General features: G+C 67.0%; 15 protein-coding genes. 9 read left to right on the forward strand and 6 right to left on the reverse strand.

All coding sequences use genetic code 11. From position 1 onward, the window contains the following. Nucleotides 1–5 precede the first annotated feature (5 nt). Nucleotides 6–914: an NAD(P)H-binding protein gene (locus tag AB3X89_RS32135; protein WP_368586856.1), complete on the reverse strand. Its 909-nt coding sequence runs from the start codon at nt 912–914 to the stop codon at nt 6–8. 230 nt (nt 915–1144) lie between these two features. Here AB3X89_RS32135 and AB3X89_RS32140 point away from each other — a divergent pair, with 230 nt between their 5' ends. Further along, nucleotides 1145–2062, forward strand: a complete 918-nt coding sequence (locus AB3X89_RS32140) for a helix-turn-helix domain-containing protein (protein ID WP_368586857.1) — start codon at nt 1145–1147, stop codon at nt 2060–2062. Nucleotides 2063–2096: 34 nt separating this feature from the next. On the opposite strand, the gene AB3X89_RS32145 is transcribed toward AB3X89_RS32140, so the two are convergent. From AB3X89_RS32145 to AB3X89_RS32155, 3 genes are all read right to left on the reverse strand, one after another. Continuing rightward, nucleotides 2097–2948: an anti-sigma factor gene (locus AB3X89_RS32145; protein ID WP_368586858.1), complete on the reverse strand. Its 852-nt coding sequence runs from the start codon at nt 2946–2948 to the stop codon at nt 2097–2099. Continuing rightward, nucleotides 2945–3463 carry an RNA polymerase sigma factor gene (locus AB3X89_RS32150; protein ID WP_368586859.1) on the reverse strand — a complete coding sequence of 173 codons (519 nt, stop codon included), beginning with the start codon at nt 3461–3463 and terminating at the stop codon, nt 2945–2947. Before AB3X89_RS32150 ends, AB3X89_RS32145 begins: the two co-directional genes overlap by 4 nt. 158 nt (nt 3464–3621) lie before the next feature. After that, nucleotides 3622–4347: an anti-sigma factor gene (locus AB3X89_RS32155; protein ID WP_368586860.1), complete on the reverse strand. Its 726-nt coding sequence runs from the start codon at nt 4345–4347 to the stop codon at nt 3622–3624. A 165-nt stretch (nt 4348–4512) separates the two neighbouring features. Between AB3X89_RS32155 and AB3X89_RS32160 the strand changes: the two genes are divergently transcribed. From AB3X89_RS32160 to AB3X89_RS32195, 8 genes are all read left to right on the forward strand, one after another. After that, a complete protein-coding gene (locus tag AB3X89_RS32160) occupies nt 4513–4785 on the forward strand; it encodes a DUF4148 domain-containing protein (RefSeq protein ID WP_368586861.1) in 273 nt (90 codons plus the stop codon). Nucleotides 4786–4900: 115 nt separating this feature from the next. Next, nucleotides 4901–6010, forward strand: coding sequence for a catalase family peroxidase (locus AB3X89_RS32165; RefSeq protein WP_368586862.1), 1110 nt, complete (start codon nt 4901–4903; stop codon nt 6008–6010). Next, nucleotides 6007–6546, forward strand: coding sequence for a cytochrome b (locus AB3X89_RS32170; RefSeq protein ID WP_368586863.1), 540 nt, complete (start codon nt 6007–6009; stop codon nt 6544–6546). Before AB3X89_RS32165 ends, AB3X89_RS32170 begins: the two co-directional genes overlap by 4 nt. Before the next feature lie 219 nt (nt 6547–6765). Beyond that, the gene (locus AB3X89_RS32175; RefSeq protein WP_368586864.1) at nt 6766–10296 is read left to right on the forward strand and encodes an SNF2-related protein; all 3531 of its coding nucleotides are present in this window, start codon (nt 6766–6768) and stop codon (nt 10294–10296) included. A 1035-nt stretch (nt 10297–11331) separates the two neighbouring features. Continuing rightward, nucleotides 11332–12072, forward strand: coding sequence for a response regulator transcription factor (locus tag AB3X89_RS32180; RefSeq protein WP_368586865.1), 741 nt, complete (start codon nt 11332–11334; stop codon nt 12070–12072). Next, nucleotides 12069–13520, forward strand: coding sequence for a FecR domain-containing protein (locus tag AB3X89_RS32185; protein ID WP_368586866.1), 1452 nt, complete (start codon nt 12069–12071; stop codon nt 13518–13520). The genes AB3X89_RS32180 and AB3X89_RS32185 overlap by 4 nt, the downstream gene beginning before the upstream one ends. 66 nt (nt 13521–13586) lie before the next feature. Further along, complete coding sequence (locus AB3X89_RS32190; RefSeq protein WP_368586867.1) at nt 13587–16073, forward strand: CHASE2 domain-containing protein; 2487 nt, start codon at nt 13587–13589, stop codon at nt 16071–16073. Between the two features lie 42 nt (nt 16074–16115). Further along, nucleotides 16116–16730 (forward strand): DUF4136 domain-containing protein, encoded by a 615-nt coding sequence (locus AB3X89_RS32195; RefSeq protein ID WP_368586868.1) that lies wholly within the window; start codon nt 16116–16118, stop codon nt 16728–16730. 38 nt (nt 16731–16768) lie between these two features. Here the strand turns inward: AB3X89_RS32195 and bluB are convergent, their stop codons facing one another. Both bluB and AB3X89_RS32205 read right to left on the reverse strand, forming a co-directional pair. After that, nucleotides 16769–17428, reverse strand: coding sequence for a 5,6-dimethylbenzimidazole synthase (gene bluB / locus AB3X89_RS32200; protein WP_368586869.1), 660 nt, complete (start codon nt 17426–17428; stop codon nt 16769–16771). Then, nucleotides 17412–18737, reverse strand: a complete 1326-nt coding sequence (locus tag AB3X89_RS32205) for a cobyrinate a,c-diamide synthase (RefSeq protein WP_368586870.1) — start codon at nt 18735–18737, stop codon at nt 17412–17414. Before AB3X89_RS32205 ends, bluB begins: the two co-directional genes overlap by 17 nt. Between the last annotated feature and the right edge of the window lie 3 nt (nt 18738–18740).

Genomic DNA, 18740 nt, shown 5'->3' on the forward strand with positions numbered 1-18740 from the left:
GCGGCTCACCGCGCCGCCGCCTGGATATCGCCGACGCGCGATAGCAGCGCCTCCAATACCTGCCGCAACGTCGTGGCGCCGAAGCGTCGCTCGCTGGCGTTCGCCTCGACGTCGATGCGGCCAGCGTTGTGCGCATCGTACAGATCGACGATCAGTTGCGCGTGACGATCGCCGAGTCCGGCGCCGCGCAGCACGCCGCGCCATTCGTCGCGCGGCACCCGCTGGGCGATCACCGGCCGCCCCGACAGTTCCGCCAGGATGCGCGCGACGTCGAGCGCGCTCACCCGCTCTTTCCCTTCGATACTGACCACCCGCGGCGTCGCGCGCAGCGGCGCATCGTCGAGCAGCAACTGCGCGGCAAGCTCGCCGACGTCCTCGGCGGCGACGGTCGGAAACAGCTTGTCGAGCGGATCATGGAGACTCGGCAGCACGCCCCGGCCGAGTGCGACCGGCAGCACCCGCGCCCAGTTCTGCATGTGCTCGGCGGCGCGCAGCAAGATCAGCGGCGACGTGACGTTGCGCAGCAACTGCGTTTCGAGGTAGTGGAACAGCGTCGTAATGCCGGTGCCGTCCGCGTGTTCGGCGCCGTAGTCGGATAGCGCGAGGAGCCGCGGCGGCGCGGCCGTGCGCAAGGCCGCGACGCCCGCATCGATGATGCGCCGCATGGCGGCCGCGGGATCGTCATGCGCTCCCGGCACCGGACAAAGCCATTGCACCGCCTGCGCGCCGTCGATCGCGCGCGTGACCGACTCCGCGTCGTTCAGGTCGGCGAGCGCGATCTCGCAGCCGATTGCCGCGAGTGCTTCGGCCTGGGTTGCGTCGCGCACCACCGCGCGTACTGGTTGGCCCGCGCGACGCAAGGCGGCTGCGCTCGCCTGTCCCACGTGACCGGCCGCTCCGAAAATGACGAACACGTTGTGCTCCTATTGAGGATCGCTATGGCGTGATGGTAGGGACGCGTCGTCCGCGAGGCGCTCAGATCCGGATGACTTTGCGCAGATATGGATGATCTTTTTACGGCGATGCCGCGCAGGTCGCGCGAATCGCGTCGGCGGTTGGCGAGCTACGAAATTCCGTCACGCCTGCGAAGCCGCCGAAAACGCCGCACAATGCAGGCTTCTCGCCGTCATTCAGGAGACAAGCGATGAACGCGGTCACCCCGATTTCCGTGCTTGCGCCGCACAGCGGCTCGCGCATCGCCGTGCGCACCAGCAGGGCGCTCGGCTGGCAAGGCTTCGGTGCGGAGCTGGTCAACGTGTCGGCCGGTTTGCATCGGATGCCGGCGTTCGTCCATCACCGCGTGGGCGTGCACGTCGGCGCGCCGGTAACCGCGCGCTGTCTGTGCGATGCGCGCCGACACACGCGGATTCAGGCGCACGGCGACGCGGATGTGATCCCCGCGGGGCTCGAAGGTCAGTGGAGCGATGATGCCGCCTGCACGATTTTCAGCGTCTGGTTTGCCGAGGACTTCGCGCGACGAACCGTCGAGCAACTCGCATTGAAATCGGCCGACGCGCAGCTGCGTCCGCGCTTCCAGATGCGCGATCCGCGCTTTCAGCATCTCGCGTGGGCGCTGCGCGCGGAGCTCGAAGCGGACGATGCATCCGATCCGCTGTACGCCGAAAGTCTGTGCACGGCGATGCTGGTGCGTCTGATCGGGGTCGAACCGGTGGCCGACAACCGGCGGCGTACGCTCGCGCCGCGCACGGCCGCGCGCGTGATCGAGTTTATCGACGCGCATCTCGATCAGCGTTTGACGCTCGACGAGCTCGCCGCCCAGGCGCAACTGAGCGTGCCGCATTTCAAGGCGCTGTTTCGCGATACGCTCGGTGTGCCCGTGCATCAGTACGTGGTACAGCGCAGGGTGGAGCGCGCGCGAACGCTGCTGCTGCAAGGACGCCTCAGCGCAAGCCAGATCGCGCTCGAGACGGGCTTTGCGCATCAGAGCCATATGGCGCACTGGATGTCGCGTTTGCTGGGTGCAACGCCGCGTGAACTTCGCGGCGCCGCGCGCGACGACGCGGTCCTGCCGGGGCAGATGAAGACGAACACACCACGTTGATGCGCGAGCCGCGCGGCGCCGCACGGCATCCGCTTTAACCGGGCGCCGCGCCCGTCAATTGCGCATAGACATCATGCGCGAGCTGCAACAGCTCGTTGCGATCGATGCCGCCCGACACCGCATAGCCAAAATCGCCGTCGACCCAATAGAACACGTTGACGGGCCCCGCCTGATACAGCTTGAACGCCGTCGTATTCGCGTTCTCCCGACGATGCGAGATGCACAGCGTGACACGCTCGCCGTTCGGTCCGCGATACATGAACTGCGCGGTCGGACCATCCTCGCCGGGCAGCAGGCGGCCGCCCGACAGCATGAAACCGCTCTTCGACAGCATCGGCGGATGGACCTCGGTGCCCAGCCGGTTCGCGAGCCATTGCACGAAGTCCTGCTCGTGATCGGCGCTCATGTCGCTCGGCCGATCGATCGCCGGCATGTAGACGACATGCGCGACCGCCGCCCGGCGCGCGAAACCCTCGGCGCTATTCGCGCTGACAGCACGATTGCCGGCTTGAGTGTCGGCCCCGGTATCGGTTCGATCGATCGCAACGGGTGGAATCAGATCGTTCCTGTGCATGCCGATGCCCAGGCCGAGCACGAGCGCGGCAGCCATGCCCGCGAACTGCGCGGCGTAGCGCGGCCAGTTCGCGGCCGCTCGCGCGCGGCGCGGCGCGCCGGTCTGCAGACGCATCGGCACAGGCTCGCTGAGCACCCGGTCGTAGCGATCGTGAAGCAGCCCATTGAGAGAAAAGTAATCGCTGACGCGCGCGGCCAGCTCCGGATTCTGTTCGAGCGCGCGCTCGACCTCGTTACGCCGCTCGCCGGACAGCGTGCCGTCCACGTACGCGTGCAAGTCTTCTTCGCCGATCGGCATTTGCGGCTCGCTCATCGCACCACCTGTAATTTCGCACCGGGCTGGGCGCCCGCCATCAAAGCTCGCAGCCGTTCGCGTCCACGCGACAGCCGCGACATCACCGTACCGATCGGAATGTTCAGCGCGAGCGCGACGTCGGCATAGCTCATCTCCTCGAGACCGACCAGCAGCACCACCTCGCGCTGCTCGACCGGCAGCCGCTGCAGCGCGTAATCGAGGTCGCGCATTTCGAGCGAACGCGTCTGACCCGACGGCACCGCGAGCTCGCTTTCGGCGATGCTGTCGTCGTCGACCGCGACATGGACCGCGCGCGCCGCCGCCCTGCGCGCCTGATTCGCGAACACGTTGTGCATGATCCTGAACAGCCATGCGCGCAGATCGGTGCCCGGCTGGAACAGACGGGTGCGGCCGAGCGCGCGCTCGAGCGTGTCCTGCACGAGATCGTCGGCGAGCTCGCGATTGTTGATCAGCGCCCGCGCATAGCGCCGCAGACGCGGCACATGCTCGATCAGCTCGTCACGGACATCCATGGTCGATCCGGTTCAGGGGGCGTGGGGGTGGCATCGGCTTCACTCGCGTCGGTATCGATACGCGCCGGGCCGGTCGCGGAAGCTTCCGTCGCACGATGCGCTCGCACTGCAAACACCTTTCAGCGCATTTTATTCCGCACAGGCCGCGGATATCGGCGTCAGCGCGCGGTCATCACATCGGCGGCGCGCATCAGGCCGTGGGTGCGCGCATCGCCCGCGACGACGAAACGCTGGCGCCGAGCGGTCCACGTCAGCAGCCGCAACTCGCCGACGCGGCGCGCGGCCCACTGCGGCTCTTCGCGCGCAAACGGCGCCGCCGCCGACAGCACCACCACTGGCTGCTGATCGCCGTTCAGATAGACGAGCTCGTCCACGCGCTGCAATGGCCCGAGCCGCAGCACGCGTTGCCCGACGAGGCGCAGGCCGATCGAGCCGAGATCCGGCGCGGCGGGATCGACGCGCGTCGGCGATGCCGACGAAAAGGGTCGCGCGCTGGCTTCGGCGAGCGCCATCACGGCAGCGTTGTCGAGTGCTTGTGCCGACACCTGAGCCGCCGTGAGCCAGCCGCTGACGGCAATCACCATCAGCGCGAGGGCTATCAGTGCGACCAGCGTCCGGCGCGCGGGACCGGCCGGTTGCACACGCATGCGGAGCCGGCGCGATTCGCGCGGGTGCTCATGCGCGGGCTCCTCGGCGGTCTGAAAGGTCGCCTGGATCTGTGCGTTCAAGCGGTCGTAAAAGGCCACACGCCGCGCTTCCGCCGGATGCTTGCCGAGATAGTCGCGCAGCGCCGCGGCACGTTCGGGCGTCAGCGTGCCGTCGGCATAGGCCTGGATGTCGTCTTCGGACGGAGGAGTGCCGGACGGGCGATGAGTCGAGGTCATGATGATGCGCGGTGTTGACTACTGCTATCGATGACAAACACCGGCGCCCGGGCATTTATTCCCCGCGCCGGCGATGTTTTTTTCACGCGGCGAATACAGGAATAAACGCCGCCGACTCGTGGTTCTCCCTGGTGCGAACCCGCACAACACTCACTGGAGTCGATCATGAAAAAGCTTTCGTTCGTCGCTTTGTCGTTCGTCGTTCTCGCCGCTTCGTCGAGCGCGTTTGCGCAGGCGAAGACACGCGCTCAGGTGTACCAGGAATTGATCGAGGCGCAGCAGAACGGTCTCGACTACATCACCGACACATCGTACCCGGACGTGAGTCCCGTGTTCGCGCGTCAGGTCGAGCAGCACAAGATGGCGCTTGCCGCGCAAACGGCGGCCGCCGCGAGCCACGTCGCGAACTCGGGCGCGCCGGCTGTTGGCACCCGTTGAAGCATCGGCTACCGGCGCGCGAATGGGTTTGAACGGGCGCGCCGGTGCCGGATGGAATAGATCGTAGCGCGGCGTGTTTGCCCGTACGTTGGTATCCATCCGGCAAGGAGTCCCCGTGACACAACCCTCCCGACCCAAACCTCATCCCGCCGGCTCCGGCCCGCGGCCCATCTGCGTGCCATGCCGGCTCGCCGCGATCGGCGCGGTCGTGCTCGCGCTTGCGGGCGGCTTCGCCTACACCGCGGGCTGGCTCACGCCCGCGCGTCTGACTGCTCCGCGCATCATCGATACGTTCGAAGCAGTCGCGGGCCAGCATCCCGGCTATCGACGCAATCACGCCAAAGGCCTATGCGTGGACGGCTATTTCGATAGCAACGGCAATGGCGCAGCGCTGTCGCACGCAGCAGTGTTCGCGCCGGGTCGCACGCCGGTGACGGGGCGCTTCGCGGTGCCCGGCGGTAACCCATCCGCCCCCGATACGAGCTCGCCGGTGCGCAGTCTCGCGCTGGAGTTCCAGCTTCACGACGGCGAACAGTGGCGTACCGGCATGAACTCGACGCCGGTGTTCGCGGTGCATACGCCCGCGCAGTTTTATCAGCAGTTGCTGGCCTCGAAGCCCGACCCCGCGACCGGCAAACCGGACCCCGCCAGATTGAAGGCGTTCTACGCGGCCAATCCCGAAACGCAGCCGTTCCAGCGCTGGGTCAAGTCGCACGCGCCGTCGTCGAGCCTCGCGAACGCCGCGTACTACGGCATCGACGCGTTTCTGTTTACCGATGCCCACGGCACGACGCGCGCGGTGCGCTGGGCCGTCGTGCCCGACACGCCGTACGCGCCGGTCACCGCGGCGCAGCAGGCCGAAAAGAACTTCCTCGCCGCCGATCTCGACGAGCGTCTGCAACACGGTCCCTTGCGCTGGCATCTGATATTGACCGTCGCGCAGCCTGGCGACCCGACGAACGACGCGACGCTGCAATGGCCCGACGACCGCCAGCGCATCGACGCGGGGACGCTCGTGATCGAACGCACGACCTCGCAGGAAGACGGCACCTGCCGCGACATCAACTTCGATCCGACGATCGTGCCGGCCGGCATCGCGCCATCGGACGATCCGCTGCTCGCCGCGCGCTCGGCCGCCTACGCGCAGTCGTTTCAACGCCGCACGCGCGAGGAGGCGTTGCATCCCGAGGTCCATCGAACCCAGCCAAACGGAGAGCACTCATGAGCCGCGACCGCACTTACTTCAGTCCGCTCGCGCGGCTATTGCACTGGACGATGGCGCCGCTGATCGTCGCAATGCTGTTCATCGGCGTGGGCATGGTCGCGACGGTGTCGCGCACCCATGATGCGTTGGTCGCGCTGCATCGGCCGCTCGGCATCGCGTTGCTGCTGCTCGTGCTGGTGCGGCTCGCGGTGCGCGTGAAGCGCGGCAGTCCGCCATTGCCCGCGCAGATGTCGAAGCCGCAGCGAATCGCGGCGCATGCGTCGCACGTCGTGCTCTATGGGCTGATGCTCGCGATGCCGCTGATCGGCTGGGCGATGCTGTCGGCGGCCGGCTATCCGGTCACGCTGTTCGGTCCGCTGCATCTGCCGCCGATCGCGCCGCACGACGTCGCGCTGTTCGCGCTGCTGCGCGCGCTGCATACGTGGCTCGCGTTCGCGTTGTTCGCGACGGTGCTGCTGCATCTGGCGGCGGCGTTGCTGCATGGGCTGATCCTGCGCGACGGGGTGTGGAGCAGCATGGCCCGCCCAGGACGCTGATACCGGCCGAAGCGGCCGCGCCGCGGCTCGTTCGGGTCGTTCTCAATCCGACCCGATCGGCCGGCCCGCCGATTTTCGTCCAACGCGTAAAATGGCCGGTTACCACAGGCAAATCGCAGCTGGACAAAATCGGCCGGGCGTCGCGAGCGCGCGTCGCCCGTCGCACCGGTTCGACCCGCACGCGCTTGCCTTCGCCGGTTTGAACAGGAATGCACGCGGATGTCGTCAGTTTTCTTCGATCGGGACAGCATTGCGGAATGGCTCGGTGAGCGCACCGTCGCCAAGGCGCGCTCGGTGGGCGCGATCAGCAACGTCAAATGGCAGGGAGAGACGCTGTCGGGCGACGTGCAGGGCTCGCAGCCGCAGCCTTACCGGACGCGGGTCCGTTTCTGGACCGATGGCGGCTCGCCATGGGCCGAAGGCGAATGCACGTGCCCGGTCGGGCGCAATTGCAAGCACGTCGCGGCGCTGCTGCTCGCGGAACTCGACTACCACGACGAGATGGATCACATCACGCAGGTCGAGGACGACAGCGACCCGGCCACGTCGGAGGTGTTCGTCGCGCGACGGATCACGGTCCCGGGCGTGCCGCCGGCGCCATCACCATCTTCATCTTCGTCTCCAGGTGTGCGGCCCGAACTGGTCAGCTGGCTCGAGCGTTTTCGCGCGCGCGCCCGCGCGGCCGACGCCGCCGCCGCCGAAAAAAATGCCGCCCGCAAGGTGGAGGCCGCGAGGCAGGAGACACTCGCCTATCGGCTCACCTGGTCGCGTTTTCATCTGCGCCACGAGGTCGTGCTGCATCGCGCGCGTTGCGACGCGGACGGCGTGATCGTCGAAGTCGGCGACAGCTGGGGCGACGTCGAAGGCGCGCTGCTCAGGCAGCCGCGCTTCGTGTCCGACGAGGACCTGTCGATTCTGCGCGGCCTGTGGCTTGGCCGCTCGCGCGAGGACCTGGGCCAGTTCGTGCTGCGCGGCACGAGCGGCGCGGAAACGCTGCAAAAGCTGATCGCGACCGGGCGCCTGTTCTTCGACTTCAGGATCGCGCCGGGCAAGGCTGGACCGACGCCGCTCGCGCGCGCCGCCGACCGGCCCGGACGCATCGAATGGGAGCCGCTCGCCGACGAACGCCTGCGCCCGGTGCTGCGCACCGAACCGCGCGCGAGCATGGTGCTGCCGACCGAGCCGGTCTGGTACGTGGACGGCGTCGCCAACGAGGCGGGCATCGTGCCGCTGTCGCTGCCGTTCCAGCAATTGCCCGACTACCTCGCGATGCCGCCGATCTCGCTCGCCGAGGCGCCGCTCGTCGCGTCGGTGCTGCGCGAGATCGCGCCCGAGCTGCCGCTGCCGCCGACCCACGACGCACCCGCGATTCGGGTGATCGATGTGGAGCCGGTGCCGGTGCTGACGCTGAACAGCCACGCGCTGCCGGGCGCGGCGAAGGGTATGAAGACGGCGAAGGCCGCGAAAACTGCGAAGGCCGCGAAGGCCGCGAAAGCCGCCGAGCGCAAGTCCGCCGCGGTCGAGCTGGCCGCCGCGAGCTTCGACTACGACGGCGTCAGCATCAACGCCGACAGCAGCGTGACGCTGGTGCCGCTGCCGGGCGGCGACGTGATTCACATCCGCCGGCGCTACGACGCCGAGAAAAAACGCTTGCTGGAATTGCGCAAGACCGGTCTGCAGAAGGTGCCGACGCGCAATATGCAGGCGGCGCGTCTATTGCCCGACACGATGCTCGGTCTGCCCGATGCCGACGCATGGTCCGAGTTCGTCAACGACGCGGTGCCGGATCTGGTCGCGAAGGGCTGGCGCGTGACGATGGCGCCCGAGTTCCGCTACAACGTGATCGAGATCGACTCGATCGACGGCACCGCGCAGCAAGCCGGCGACGGCTGGTTCGATCTGGAGATGGGCATCCGCGTCGGCGAGCGCAACGTGCGGCTCGAGCCGCTCCTGGCCGATCTGTTCCGGCGCGACCGGCGCTGGCTGTCTGGCGCGCTCGAGAGCATCCGCGACGACGAACCGATCGAGCTGAAGACCGAGGAGAACAAGCGTCTGCGGCTGCGCGCCGATCGACTGAAGCCGGTGGTCCGGGTGCTGGTGGATCTGTTCGATTCGCTCGGCGGCGCGCTTGCCGAAGGCGCGCCGCTGCGCGTGCCCGCTGTCGATGCCGGCCGCCTCGACGCGCTGCATGACACCGGCCGCTGGCAGTTCAGCGGCGACGCTTCGATCCGCGACCTCGCGCGCCGTCTGCAGGCCGGACCCGGCTTGCGCGAAGTGCCGGTGCCGCGTGGTCTGAAGGCCGAGCTGCGCGCGTATCAGCACCAGGGCCTGAACTGGATGCAGTTCCTGCGCGAACAGGATCTGGCCGGCGTGCTAGCCGACGATATGGGGCTCGGCAAAACCGTGCAGACGCTCGCGCACATTCTCGCGGAGAAGGAAGCAGGGCGGCTCACGCATCCCGCGCTGATCGTCGTGCCGACCACGCTGGTGCACAACTGGCGCGAGGAAGCGCGCCGCTTTGCACCGGACTTGAAGGTGCTGGCGCTCAACGGGCCGCACAGGAAGGAACGCTTCGCGCAGATCGGCGCACACGAGCTGATCCTGACCACTTATGCGCTGCTCTGGCGCGATCAGAAGGTGCTCGGCGAGCACGACTATCATCTGCTGATTCTCGACGAAGCGCAGTACGTGAAGAACGCGACCACCAAGGCCGCGCAGGCGATTCGCGGCTTGCGGGCGCGGCATCGGCTGTGTCTGACGGGCACGCCGCTCGAGAATCATCTCGGCGAGCTGTGGTCGCAATTCGATTTTCTGCTGCCGGGCTTTCTCGGCAGCCAGAAGGACTTCACCCGACGCTGGCGCAATCCGATCGAGAAGAACGGCGACGACGTGCGCCGCGCATTGCTCGCGCGCCGCATCCGGCCCTTCACGCTGCGCCGGCGCAAGGACGAGGTCGCGAAGGAACTGCCGCCGAAGACGACGATCGTGTGCCCGGTCGATCTCGAAGGCGCGCAACGCGACCTGTACGAAACCGTGCGCACGGCGATGCAGCAGAAGGTGCGCGCGGCGGTCAGCGCGCAGGGGCTCGCGCGCAGTCACATCATCGTGCTCGATGCGTTGCTGAAGCTGCGTCAGGTGTGCTGCGATCCGCGGCTCGTGCGCACCGCGAGCGGCGTCACGGACGGCGCGGCCGCGAGCGGCGGCGAGCGGGCGATGCGCTCGGCCAAGCTCGATCTGCTGCTGTCGATGCTGCCCGAGCTGATCGAGGAGGGGCGCCGCGTGCTGCTGTTCTCGCAGTTCACCGGCATGCTCGCGCTGATCGCCCAGGCGCTCGACGAAGTGGCGATCCCGTACGTGATGCTGACGGGCGACACCGCTGATCGGGTGACGCCGGTCGAGCGGTTCCAGCAGGGCGAGGTGCCGCTGTTCCTGATCAGCCTGAAGGCGGGCGGCGTGGGGCTGAACCTCACGGCCGCCGACACGGTGATCCACTACGACCCGTGGTGGAACCCGGCCGCCGAGAACCAGGCGACCGACCGCGCGCATCGGCTGGGGCAGGACAAACCGGTGTTCGTCTACAAGCTGATCGCGGCCGGCAGCATCGAGGAAAAGATCGTCGAGCTGCAGGAGCACAAGGCCGGGCTCGCCGACAGCATTCTCGCGGAAGACGCGGCGGGCGCCGCGAAGTTCTCGGACGACGATCTCGACGCGCTGTTCGCGCCGATGCCGGAAATCGAGGGCGCGCGGTGAGCGCGCCTTCACGATCGAATGAGGCAACGCAGAGGCAACGCGCAGCCTGCAGGCGGGGAATCTGATGCGCTGCAGCAACATCAAAAGGGGGCCGGACTGTAACAAAACGTCTGTGTATGTAAATGGCCGCCGCGCGGGGCTTCAACTCATACCAATTTCGAACTCGCGCTGTGTAAGACTTGCGCCTCGTGCGCTTCCGGACGACGTGTAATTACTACTTTGGCAGCGGTTACAAAGGAATTTCTTTCATCTTGAGCACGGCTTCGCGCCGGGCTAACGTGACATGACTCGTGCGGCTAGACCCCGGCGAGCGTGTGTAGTGTTTTTTGGGCGGCGTTGCTTCGACAGGAGCAACGCCGCATTTTTTTGCCCGCGTCACTTGCGCCGGGCCTCACCCGCTGGCTACTTTTGACGCGTTGCGTCATCGCACTGCTCGTCAATGTGAAGCAGGTAGAAACGCCTCATACAAAAATAGGGCTGCGAGTCTCGCGCTCGCGCAGATGATTGCATCAAATGACAACTCGTCCCGAGACGAAATCTAACAATGTTTAAACGATTTATTCTGAGATTATTCTTATACTGGACACGCAATTGTTAAATAAGAGTACCTGAAAGGAATCTTAAGGCAGATAAGCGGCATGACCGAAAGGCCGCTCCAGCAAGGGTCTGCGGTCCGCATTGTGATGTCCGTCCGGGTGCGTCCCAGTACTGGCAGACCGGAGGAACCTAAGAAACACGTCAATTGTTTTCAGTTAGGGTTTTTCGCGACGGATTGCCGGTACACGGTAAGCGGGATGAAAGAAGGTTTTCGATTATCATGATCTGCCCTGCATAATCGCTATGGTAATTACATTTATGCGCTGATTCAGCTTCATGAAAGCAGCGTCATGGCGGGGGTACGGCGAGGGACCATTAGTCAGAAAGTAGCAGCCGGAATTTTATGGGAAGCCGGATCGACGGCGCTGTCGTCATCCCGGTCGTCAGCCGGTGCGCCGGCCGTCAGCCGCGAAAGGTGCTGTTACGTTGTGGGGTGTTATGAGAATTGCTGTCCTCGATGATGATTCGGCTCAGGCCGACCTTGTGTGTCAAACGCTATCCGCCGCTGGACACGTCTGTCATGCGTATGGCGCAGGGCGCGAACTGGTGCGCCAGTTGCGTCGCCAGACGTTCGACCTGCTCGTGCTCGACTGGAACGTTCCGGACATGTCCGGCGAAGAAGTGCTCCGCTGGGTGCGCGAGAGCCTGTCCGAGCGTCTGCCGGTGCTGTTCATGACGAGCCGCGGCCGCGAATCCGACATCACTTCGATTCTGAACATCGGGGCCGACGACTATCTCGTCAAGCCCGTGTCGGGCGCGGTGCTGCTCGCCCGGGTCGGCTCGCTGCTGCGGCGTGCCTATTACCTGAAGCCGCCGGCGACCAGGGAAGTGTTCGGCGACTTCGAGTTCGACCTGAGCGCCAAGCACGTCGTCGCGCGCGGCACGCCGGTCTCCGTCACGCAAAAAGAGTTCGAGCTCGCGCTGCTGCTATTCCAGCATATGAGCCGGCCGCTGTCGCGCGCACACATTCTCGACGTGATCTGGAAGCAGGCCACCGACATCCCGTCGCGCACGATGGACACGCACGTGTCGATGCTGCGCAGCAAGCTCGGTCTGCGCCCGGAGCAGGGTTATCGGCTCACGCCAATCTACGGCTATGGCTACCGCCTCGAGCGGATCGAAGCCGACACACCACCTACCGCCGACGACGAACCCACTGAAGAAGCGGGGGAGGCGTGACGGTCTGCGTGGGTGGGGCGGCGTCGGGCAGCGGCGCTATCTCCGGCCTTCGCGCCGCCGCGTGGCTTGCCGCGGCCTGCCTGATTGCAACGGGCGCGACCGGTTGGAGTGCGCTCGCGCACGCGCAGCTCACGCGCGGCAAGATCGGTGCGAAGGCGCTGCCGGTCTACGCTTCCTACACCACGCACGAAGGCGACACGCTGTACGACATCGCCGCCCGCTACATGGCCGACCCTTCCGACTGGGCGCTGTTGAGCAGGCTCAATCACGTGCCCGCGCCGCGCCGCATGCCGGCCGGCATCGTGCTGCGTTTGCCGTTCCAAAGGCTGCGCCAGGATCCGGACACGGCGCGAGTGGTCGCGACCAGCGGTCCGGTCGAGCACGCGTTCCACACAAACCCTTATCTGCCGTTGAAAAGCGGTGAAACGCTTGCCGAAGGCGATCACTTGCGCACCGGCGCGAACGGGTTCGCGACGCTCGAACTGCCCGACGGTTCGTATGTGACGGTCGCGCAAAATGGCGAGCTCAATATTGAGAGGCTGCGGCACATCACGCTGACCGGCGCGGCAGATCGCATCTTCCAGTTGCGTTCGGGCGAAGTCGAAAGCCAGGTCACGCATGCAACGCGACGCGACGATCGCTTTCAGATCCGGTCGCCTTCGGTGGTCGCCGGGGTGCGCGGTACGCGCTTTCGCGTCGATTACAACGGCGACACGCAGACCACCGCGGTGGCGGTGCTCGATGGCGCGGTCGGCGTCGATCCGGCCAAGCAGCATGGCCAGAGCGCCGCGCCGATGCCGGGCAGGCCGCTGCAGGCGTCCGAGCAACTGGTGAAGGCAAGCTTCGGCAACGTCACACACTCGGGCGGCGCGATCGGCAGTCCGCTCCAGCTGTTGCCGGCGCCTTCGGTCGAGCGGCCGGCGCGCGTGCAGGACGGCAAGACCGTCGCGTTCGACGTCAACCCGGCCGAGCACGCGGTCGGCTATCGGCTGCAGATTTCGCACGATGCCGATCAGCTCGACCTGGTACGCGATCTACGCGTGAGCGTGCCGCACGCCGACTTCGGCGATCTGCCCGACGGCACGTACTTCGTGCGTGTCGCGTCAACCGATAGCAACGGCCTCGACGGCCTGCCGAACGTGTATGCGTTCGAGCGCCGCCAACTCGGGCTGGACGCTTCGGCCGCGCAGCGCGCGGGTAGCCACGACTACGAGTTCCGCTGGTTCGTCAGCCACAGCAACGTGCCGACGCGTTTTCGCTTCATGCTCGCGAAGACGGCTGATCTAAGCCATCCCGTGATCGATCGCACCGATCTGGCGGGCGGCGAACTCGTGATCAGCGATCTGCCGCCTGGCGTCTACTACTGGACGATCGTCGCCGAGCAGTTCGACAACGGCCGCTTCTACGAAAAGAGCAGCCCGGTCCGCTCCTTTACGCTGGCGCGCTGACGCTGGTAGATTCTCGGAGCCGGCTTGCTGCCCGGTCCGTCCTCCCGTTCCGGATTACATCGCCCCTTGCCCGCCACTTCTACGCGACTGAGCCTCGATCCGCGCGCCCGTCTCGGACGGCGGGCCGGCCGGCGCTTTCTGATCGAGTGGCTCAGCGTTGGCTGTCTCGGCCTCGTGGTGATCCTGCTAACGTCGTTCGGGCGTGTCGGCGCCGGCATCGATCTGCTGGTATACGACCAGTTTCTGAAGCTGCGCAAGCAGCCGCTGCTGTCCGACATCGTCGTCGTCGAGATCGACAATCCGGCCATCGACGCGCTCGGCCGCTGGCCGTGGCCACGCAGCGTGCATGCGCGGCTGCTCGAGCAGCTCGCCGCGGCCAAACCCGCCGCGGTGATCTACGACGTGCTGTTCACCGAGCCCAACGTCGACGACGCCCAGCTCGCCCACGCCGTCGCGCTGAGCCCGACCTATCTGCCCGTGCTGCTGACGCCGCCCGATGCGAGCGGCGAGCGCACCGTCGATGAACCCGTCACGCCGCTCGCGCAGGCAGCAGCCGGGCTCGGTCACATCAATTTCGAAGTGGACAGCGATGGCATCGTGCGCAGCGTCGCGCGCTTCCAGGGCGACAAGCACTCGCGCTGGCCGCAACTGACGGTGCTCGTCGCCGACGCGGTCGAACGCGGCAAGCTGCGGCTGCGCAACGGGCTGCCGCCGCGTCGCTCGACCGAGCCGGCGCGCGGCAGCGACGACGGCCGCGAAGACCGCTTCCTGATTCCGTTCGGCCCGAATGCCGCGAACTACGCGAAGCTCGGTTTCGCCGACGTGCTCGCCGGCAAGGTGCCGGCCGATCAGCTGCGCGGGCGCATCGTCGTGATCGGCGTGACGGCGTCGGGTCTGTACGACCGCTTCGCGACGCCGGTGTCGGGCGAGCTCGGTCCGCTGCCAGGCGTCTACATCCACGCGAACGTGCTCGACACGCTGCTGACCGGCCGCGAGATCCAGCCGGTCGCGCTGTGGATCGTGTTCGCGGCGGCGCTCGCGCCGCTCGCCGCGTTGCTCGGCGGCTTCCTCGTGCTGTCGCCGCGCCGCTCTCTATTGCTGACCGGCGCGCTGGTGCTGCTCGCCGTGGCCGGCAGCGCGCTGCTGCTGTACGGCGGCAGGCTGTGGATGTCGCCGGTGCCGGCGATCCTCGGCGTCGTGATCGTCTACCCGATCTGGAACTGGCGACGCCTCGAAATGACGATGGCGTATCTGCGCGGCGAACTGCAACGTCTCGCCGACGAGCCGCATCTGCTGCCCGAAACGCCGAAGCGCCGCCGCGAGTTCGGCGGCGACGTGCTCGCGCAGCACATGGCGCTGATGGCTGAGGCCGCGCAACGGGTGCAGGACATGAAGCGCTTCGTGTGGGACAGCCTCGACAGCATGCCGGAGCCGATTCTCGTCAGCGATGTGGACGGCGTCGTGCTGATCGCGAATCACGCGGCGAAAGCGCATTTCGCGGGGCTCGGCGCGCCGATGCCCGAGGGCCAGCCGATGCAAAGCGTGCTCGGCGGTCTCACGCTCGTGAAGACGATCGATGCCGGCGCGGCCGCGGACAACCAGCGCAACGTGTACGCGCACGCGCATTGGCCGGCGCCGCTCGATCCGACGCGCGGCGAGTTCGCGGCACTGATGGCGCAGGGTGTCGAGGTGCGCGACTCGAACGAGCGCGACCATCTGCTGCGCTATGCGACCTGCACCAACGCGCAGGGTGAGACGACCGGCTGGATCGCCGGTCTCGTCGACGTGTCGGCGCTGCATGCGGCCGAGCGTCAGCGCGAGGACGCGCTGCGGCTGTTGTCGCACGACATGCGCTCGCCGCAGGCGTCGATCATTGCGCTGGTCGAGATCGAGCGCGCGCGGACCGAGCCGGCGCTCGCGCGCAGCGTGCTCGAGCGCATCGAACGCTACGCGCAACGCGCGCTCACGCTCGCCGACGACTTCGTGCAACTGGCGCGCGCCGAGTCGCAGGCGTATGTGCTCGAGCCGCTGAGCCTGACCGAACTCGTCATCGATGCGAGCGACGAGGTCTGGCCGCAGGCGCACGCGAAGCGCATCACGCTGCATACGGAAACCGGCGACACCACCAGCGAAGATCTCTGGATTTGCGCCGACCGCTCACTGATGACGCGCGCGCTCGTCAATATTCTGAACAACGCGGTCAAGTACAGTCCGCCCGACACGCGCATCGTGTGCAGTTTCGCGAGCCAGCCGGCGGCTAGGCGCGAAGGCAGCGGGGCGGCTCGCGTGGCATGCACGATTCGCGACCAGGGCTATGGCATCCCGAAGGAGCAGCAGGCGGGGCTATTCGAGCGCTTTCGCCGTTTTCATGAGGCGGTGCGGCCGGAAGTGGGCGGCGCGGGACTCGGCATGGCGTTCATCAAAACCGTCGTTACGCGCCACGGCGGCAGCGTCGAAGTCGTCAGCGCGCCCGGCGAGGGGACGGCCTTTACGATCTGGCTGCCCGCGCTCGACGACGCGCCGCTCGATGAAACCAGCGCACCGCGCGCCTGATGCGCTTGTGATGGATTCGATGGACTAGAGAGAAAACAGAAAATGGCGAAGATCGCTCACCTCTATGTCGCGCTGGCTGCGGCGAGCCTCACCGCTTGCGCGGGCCTCAGCGCCGACGTGCACACCGCCTCCGCTAACGGCGCCGACCATGCCATTGCGCTGCAAGGCGAGCAGACCTATTCACTCGCGCGCACGCAGTCACAGGACGACAGCGCCGACCATCCGCAAGTCGAAAAGCTGCTGCGCGACGAGTTGGCGAAACACGGCTTCGTCGATACGGCGGGCAAGTCCGCGCATTTTCTGCTGTCGATCGCGTATAGCACGCGGCCGGCGTCGATCGGCATTGGCGGCGGGGATTGCGCGCCCGCCGATTGCGGCGCGGGCAGCGACGGTCCGGGCGCGCTGCTATTCGGGCGCAACTATCAGCACGCGCTGACACTGCGCTTTTTCGACTATGCGAGCGGCGCCGAGCGCTACAAGGTCAGTGCGGTGTATATGGATCGCGACGCGGACCCGCTGCATGCGTTGCCGCTGCTCGTGAAAACCGCGCTTGCGAAGCTGCCGTACGACGCGCCGGCCGACTGGCGCGTGAAGCTCAGTATCGACAAGGCGAGCGGTGCGCCGAACGTCGATTCTATGGAGCCGCTGCAGCGCTAAATAACGCAGCTTCGAGTCGCCGGAGCCGCGCGTGTCGGTTATTCCTGCGCCGGCTCGCCGCCTGGCCAGCGGTTTTCGAACACGCAATCGCCTAGCGGCAGACGGCTCGCCCAGCGCTGCGTTTCGAGCATCGGCTCGCTGTAGAACGCATCGACGTGGCCGAGGCACAGAATCGCGACCGGCCGCGCGCCTTCCGGCATCGCCAGTAGCTGGTGCACCGCGTCGACATCGAATAGCGACACCCATCCAAGCCCTAGTCCTTCGGCGCGTGCGGCGAGCCACATGTTCTGGATCGCGCACGCGACCGACGCGAGGTCCATCTCCGGCAGCGTGCGACGGCCGAACACGTGTCGCTCGCGCCCATCCATCAACGCGATCACCAGCAGTTCCGCGCAGTCGCGCATGCCTTCGACCTTCAGCTTCATGAATTCGTCGCGGCGCTTGCCGAGAGCGTCGGCGGTGGCGAGCCGTTCGCGCTCGACGATGTCGCGCAAGCCCGTGCGCAGCGCTGCATCGGTGATGCGCACGATGCGCCACGGCTGCATGTAGCCGACGCTCGGCGCGTGATGCGCCGCGTCGAGCAGACGCCGCAGCACCGCCGGATCGACCGGATCGGGCACGAAGTGGCGCATGTCGCGGCGTTCGTAAATCGCGCGATAGACCGCGTCGCGCTCGGAGTCGTCAAAAGGCTTCGCCATGAAAGAGGGCGGCCGTGAAAGCCGGGTTGGAGGGCCAGTAAGCGTGCATATAGGTTGCCACAATCGGACCCACGCGAAACACCGCTTCGCCGGGCGTGTCGCTGTGCGCGCGGGTGGCGAAGCGCTGCGGCTCGAGCGATGTCGCGAGCTTCGAGTAATGGAACGTGTGGCCGGTCAGCGTGCCGTGCAGGCCGTCGATCTGCTGCATGCCGAGCGACGTGAAGCGCGTTTGCATCTTCGCGTGACCGGGCAGCAGGCCGAGCATCGGCGTGCTCTTGCCTTGCGCGTCGGTCAGGGTGTCGAGCAGGTAGAGCATGCCGCCGCATTCGGCGACCACCGGTTTGTCCGCCTCGACGTGCGCGCGGATCGATGCCGCGCTGCGCATGTTGCCAGCGAGCGTCGCCATATGCAGTTCGGGGTAGCCGCCCGGCAGATAGAGCGCATGTGTGTCGGCGGGCAACGCTTCGTCGGCGAGCGGCGAGAAATAGCTGAGCCGCGCGCCGAGCGCTTCGAGCAGCGCGAGGTTGGCGGGATAGATGAACGAGAACGCGGCATCGCGCGCGATCGCGATGTGCTTGCCTTCGAGCAGACGCGGCAGCACTTCGGGCGACGGTGCGCCGAAATCGACCGGCGGCGGCGGTTCGGCGAGCGCGGTCGACGCGAGCGTATCCGCCGCGCGTTCGAGGCGCGCTTCGAGATCGTCGATTTCATCGGCCTGATGCAGGCCGAGGTGGCGGTCGGGCAACGTGATCTCGTCGCTCGCGGCGATGTGGCCGCACCAGCGCAGTTCGGGCGGCAGCGCTTCCTGCAGCATCTGCGCGTGCCGAGCCGAGCCGACGCGATTCGCGAGCACGCCATGAAACGGCAGTTGTGGTCTGAAGCGAGCAAGGCCGAACGCGAGCGCGCCGAAGGTCTGCGCCATCGCCTGCGCCGAAATCACCGCAAGCACTGGCACGCCGAACGTGGCCGCCAGATCGGCGCTGCTCGGCGTGCCGTCGAACAGGCCCATCACGCCTTCGATCAGGATCAGATCGGCTTCTTGCGCCGCTTGCGCGAGCAGGTTGCGGCACGCGCTTTCGCCGACCATCCATAGATCGAGCGACAGCACTGGCGCGCCGCTCGCGCGCGCGAGGATCATCGGATCGAGAAAATCCGGCCCGGTCTTGAACACGCGCACGCGACGTCCGAGCCGCCGGTGATAGCGCGCGAGACCCGCGGTGATCGTGGTCTTGCCTTGTCCCGACGCGGGCGCGCTGATGAACAGCGCGGGGCACGCAGCGGAGGAAGTCCCCTTGGGGGATGCGGACATCGC

Source organism: Paraburkholderia sp. BR14320, assembly GCF_040948665.1.
GTDB lineage: Bacteria > Pseudomonadota > Gammaproteobacteria > Burkholderiales > Burkholderiaceae > Paraburkholderia > Paraburkholderia youngii.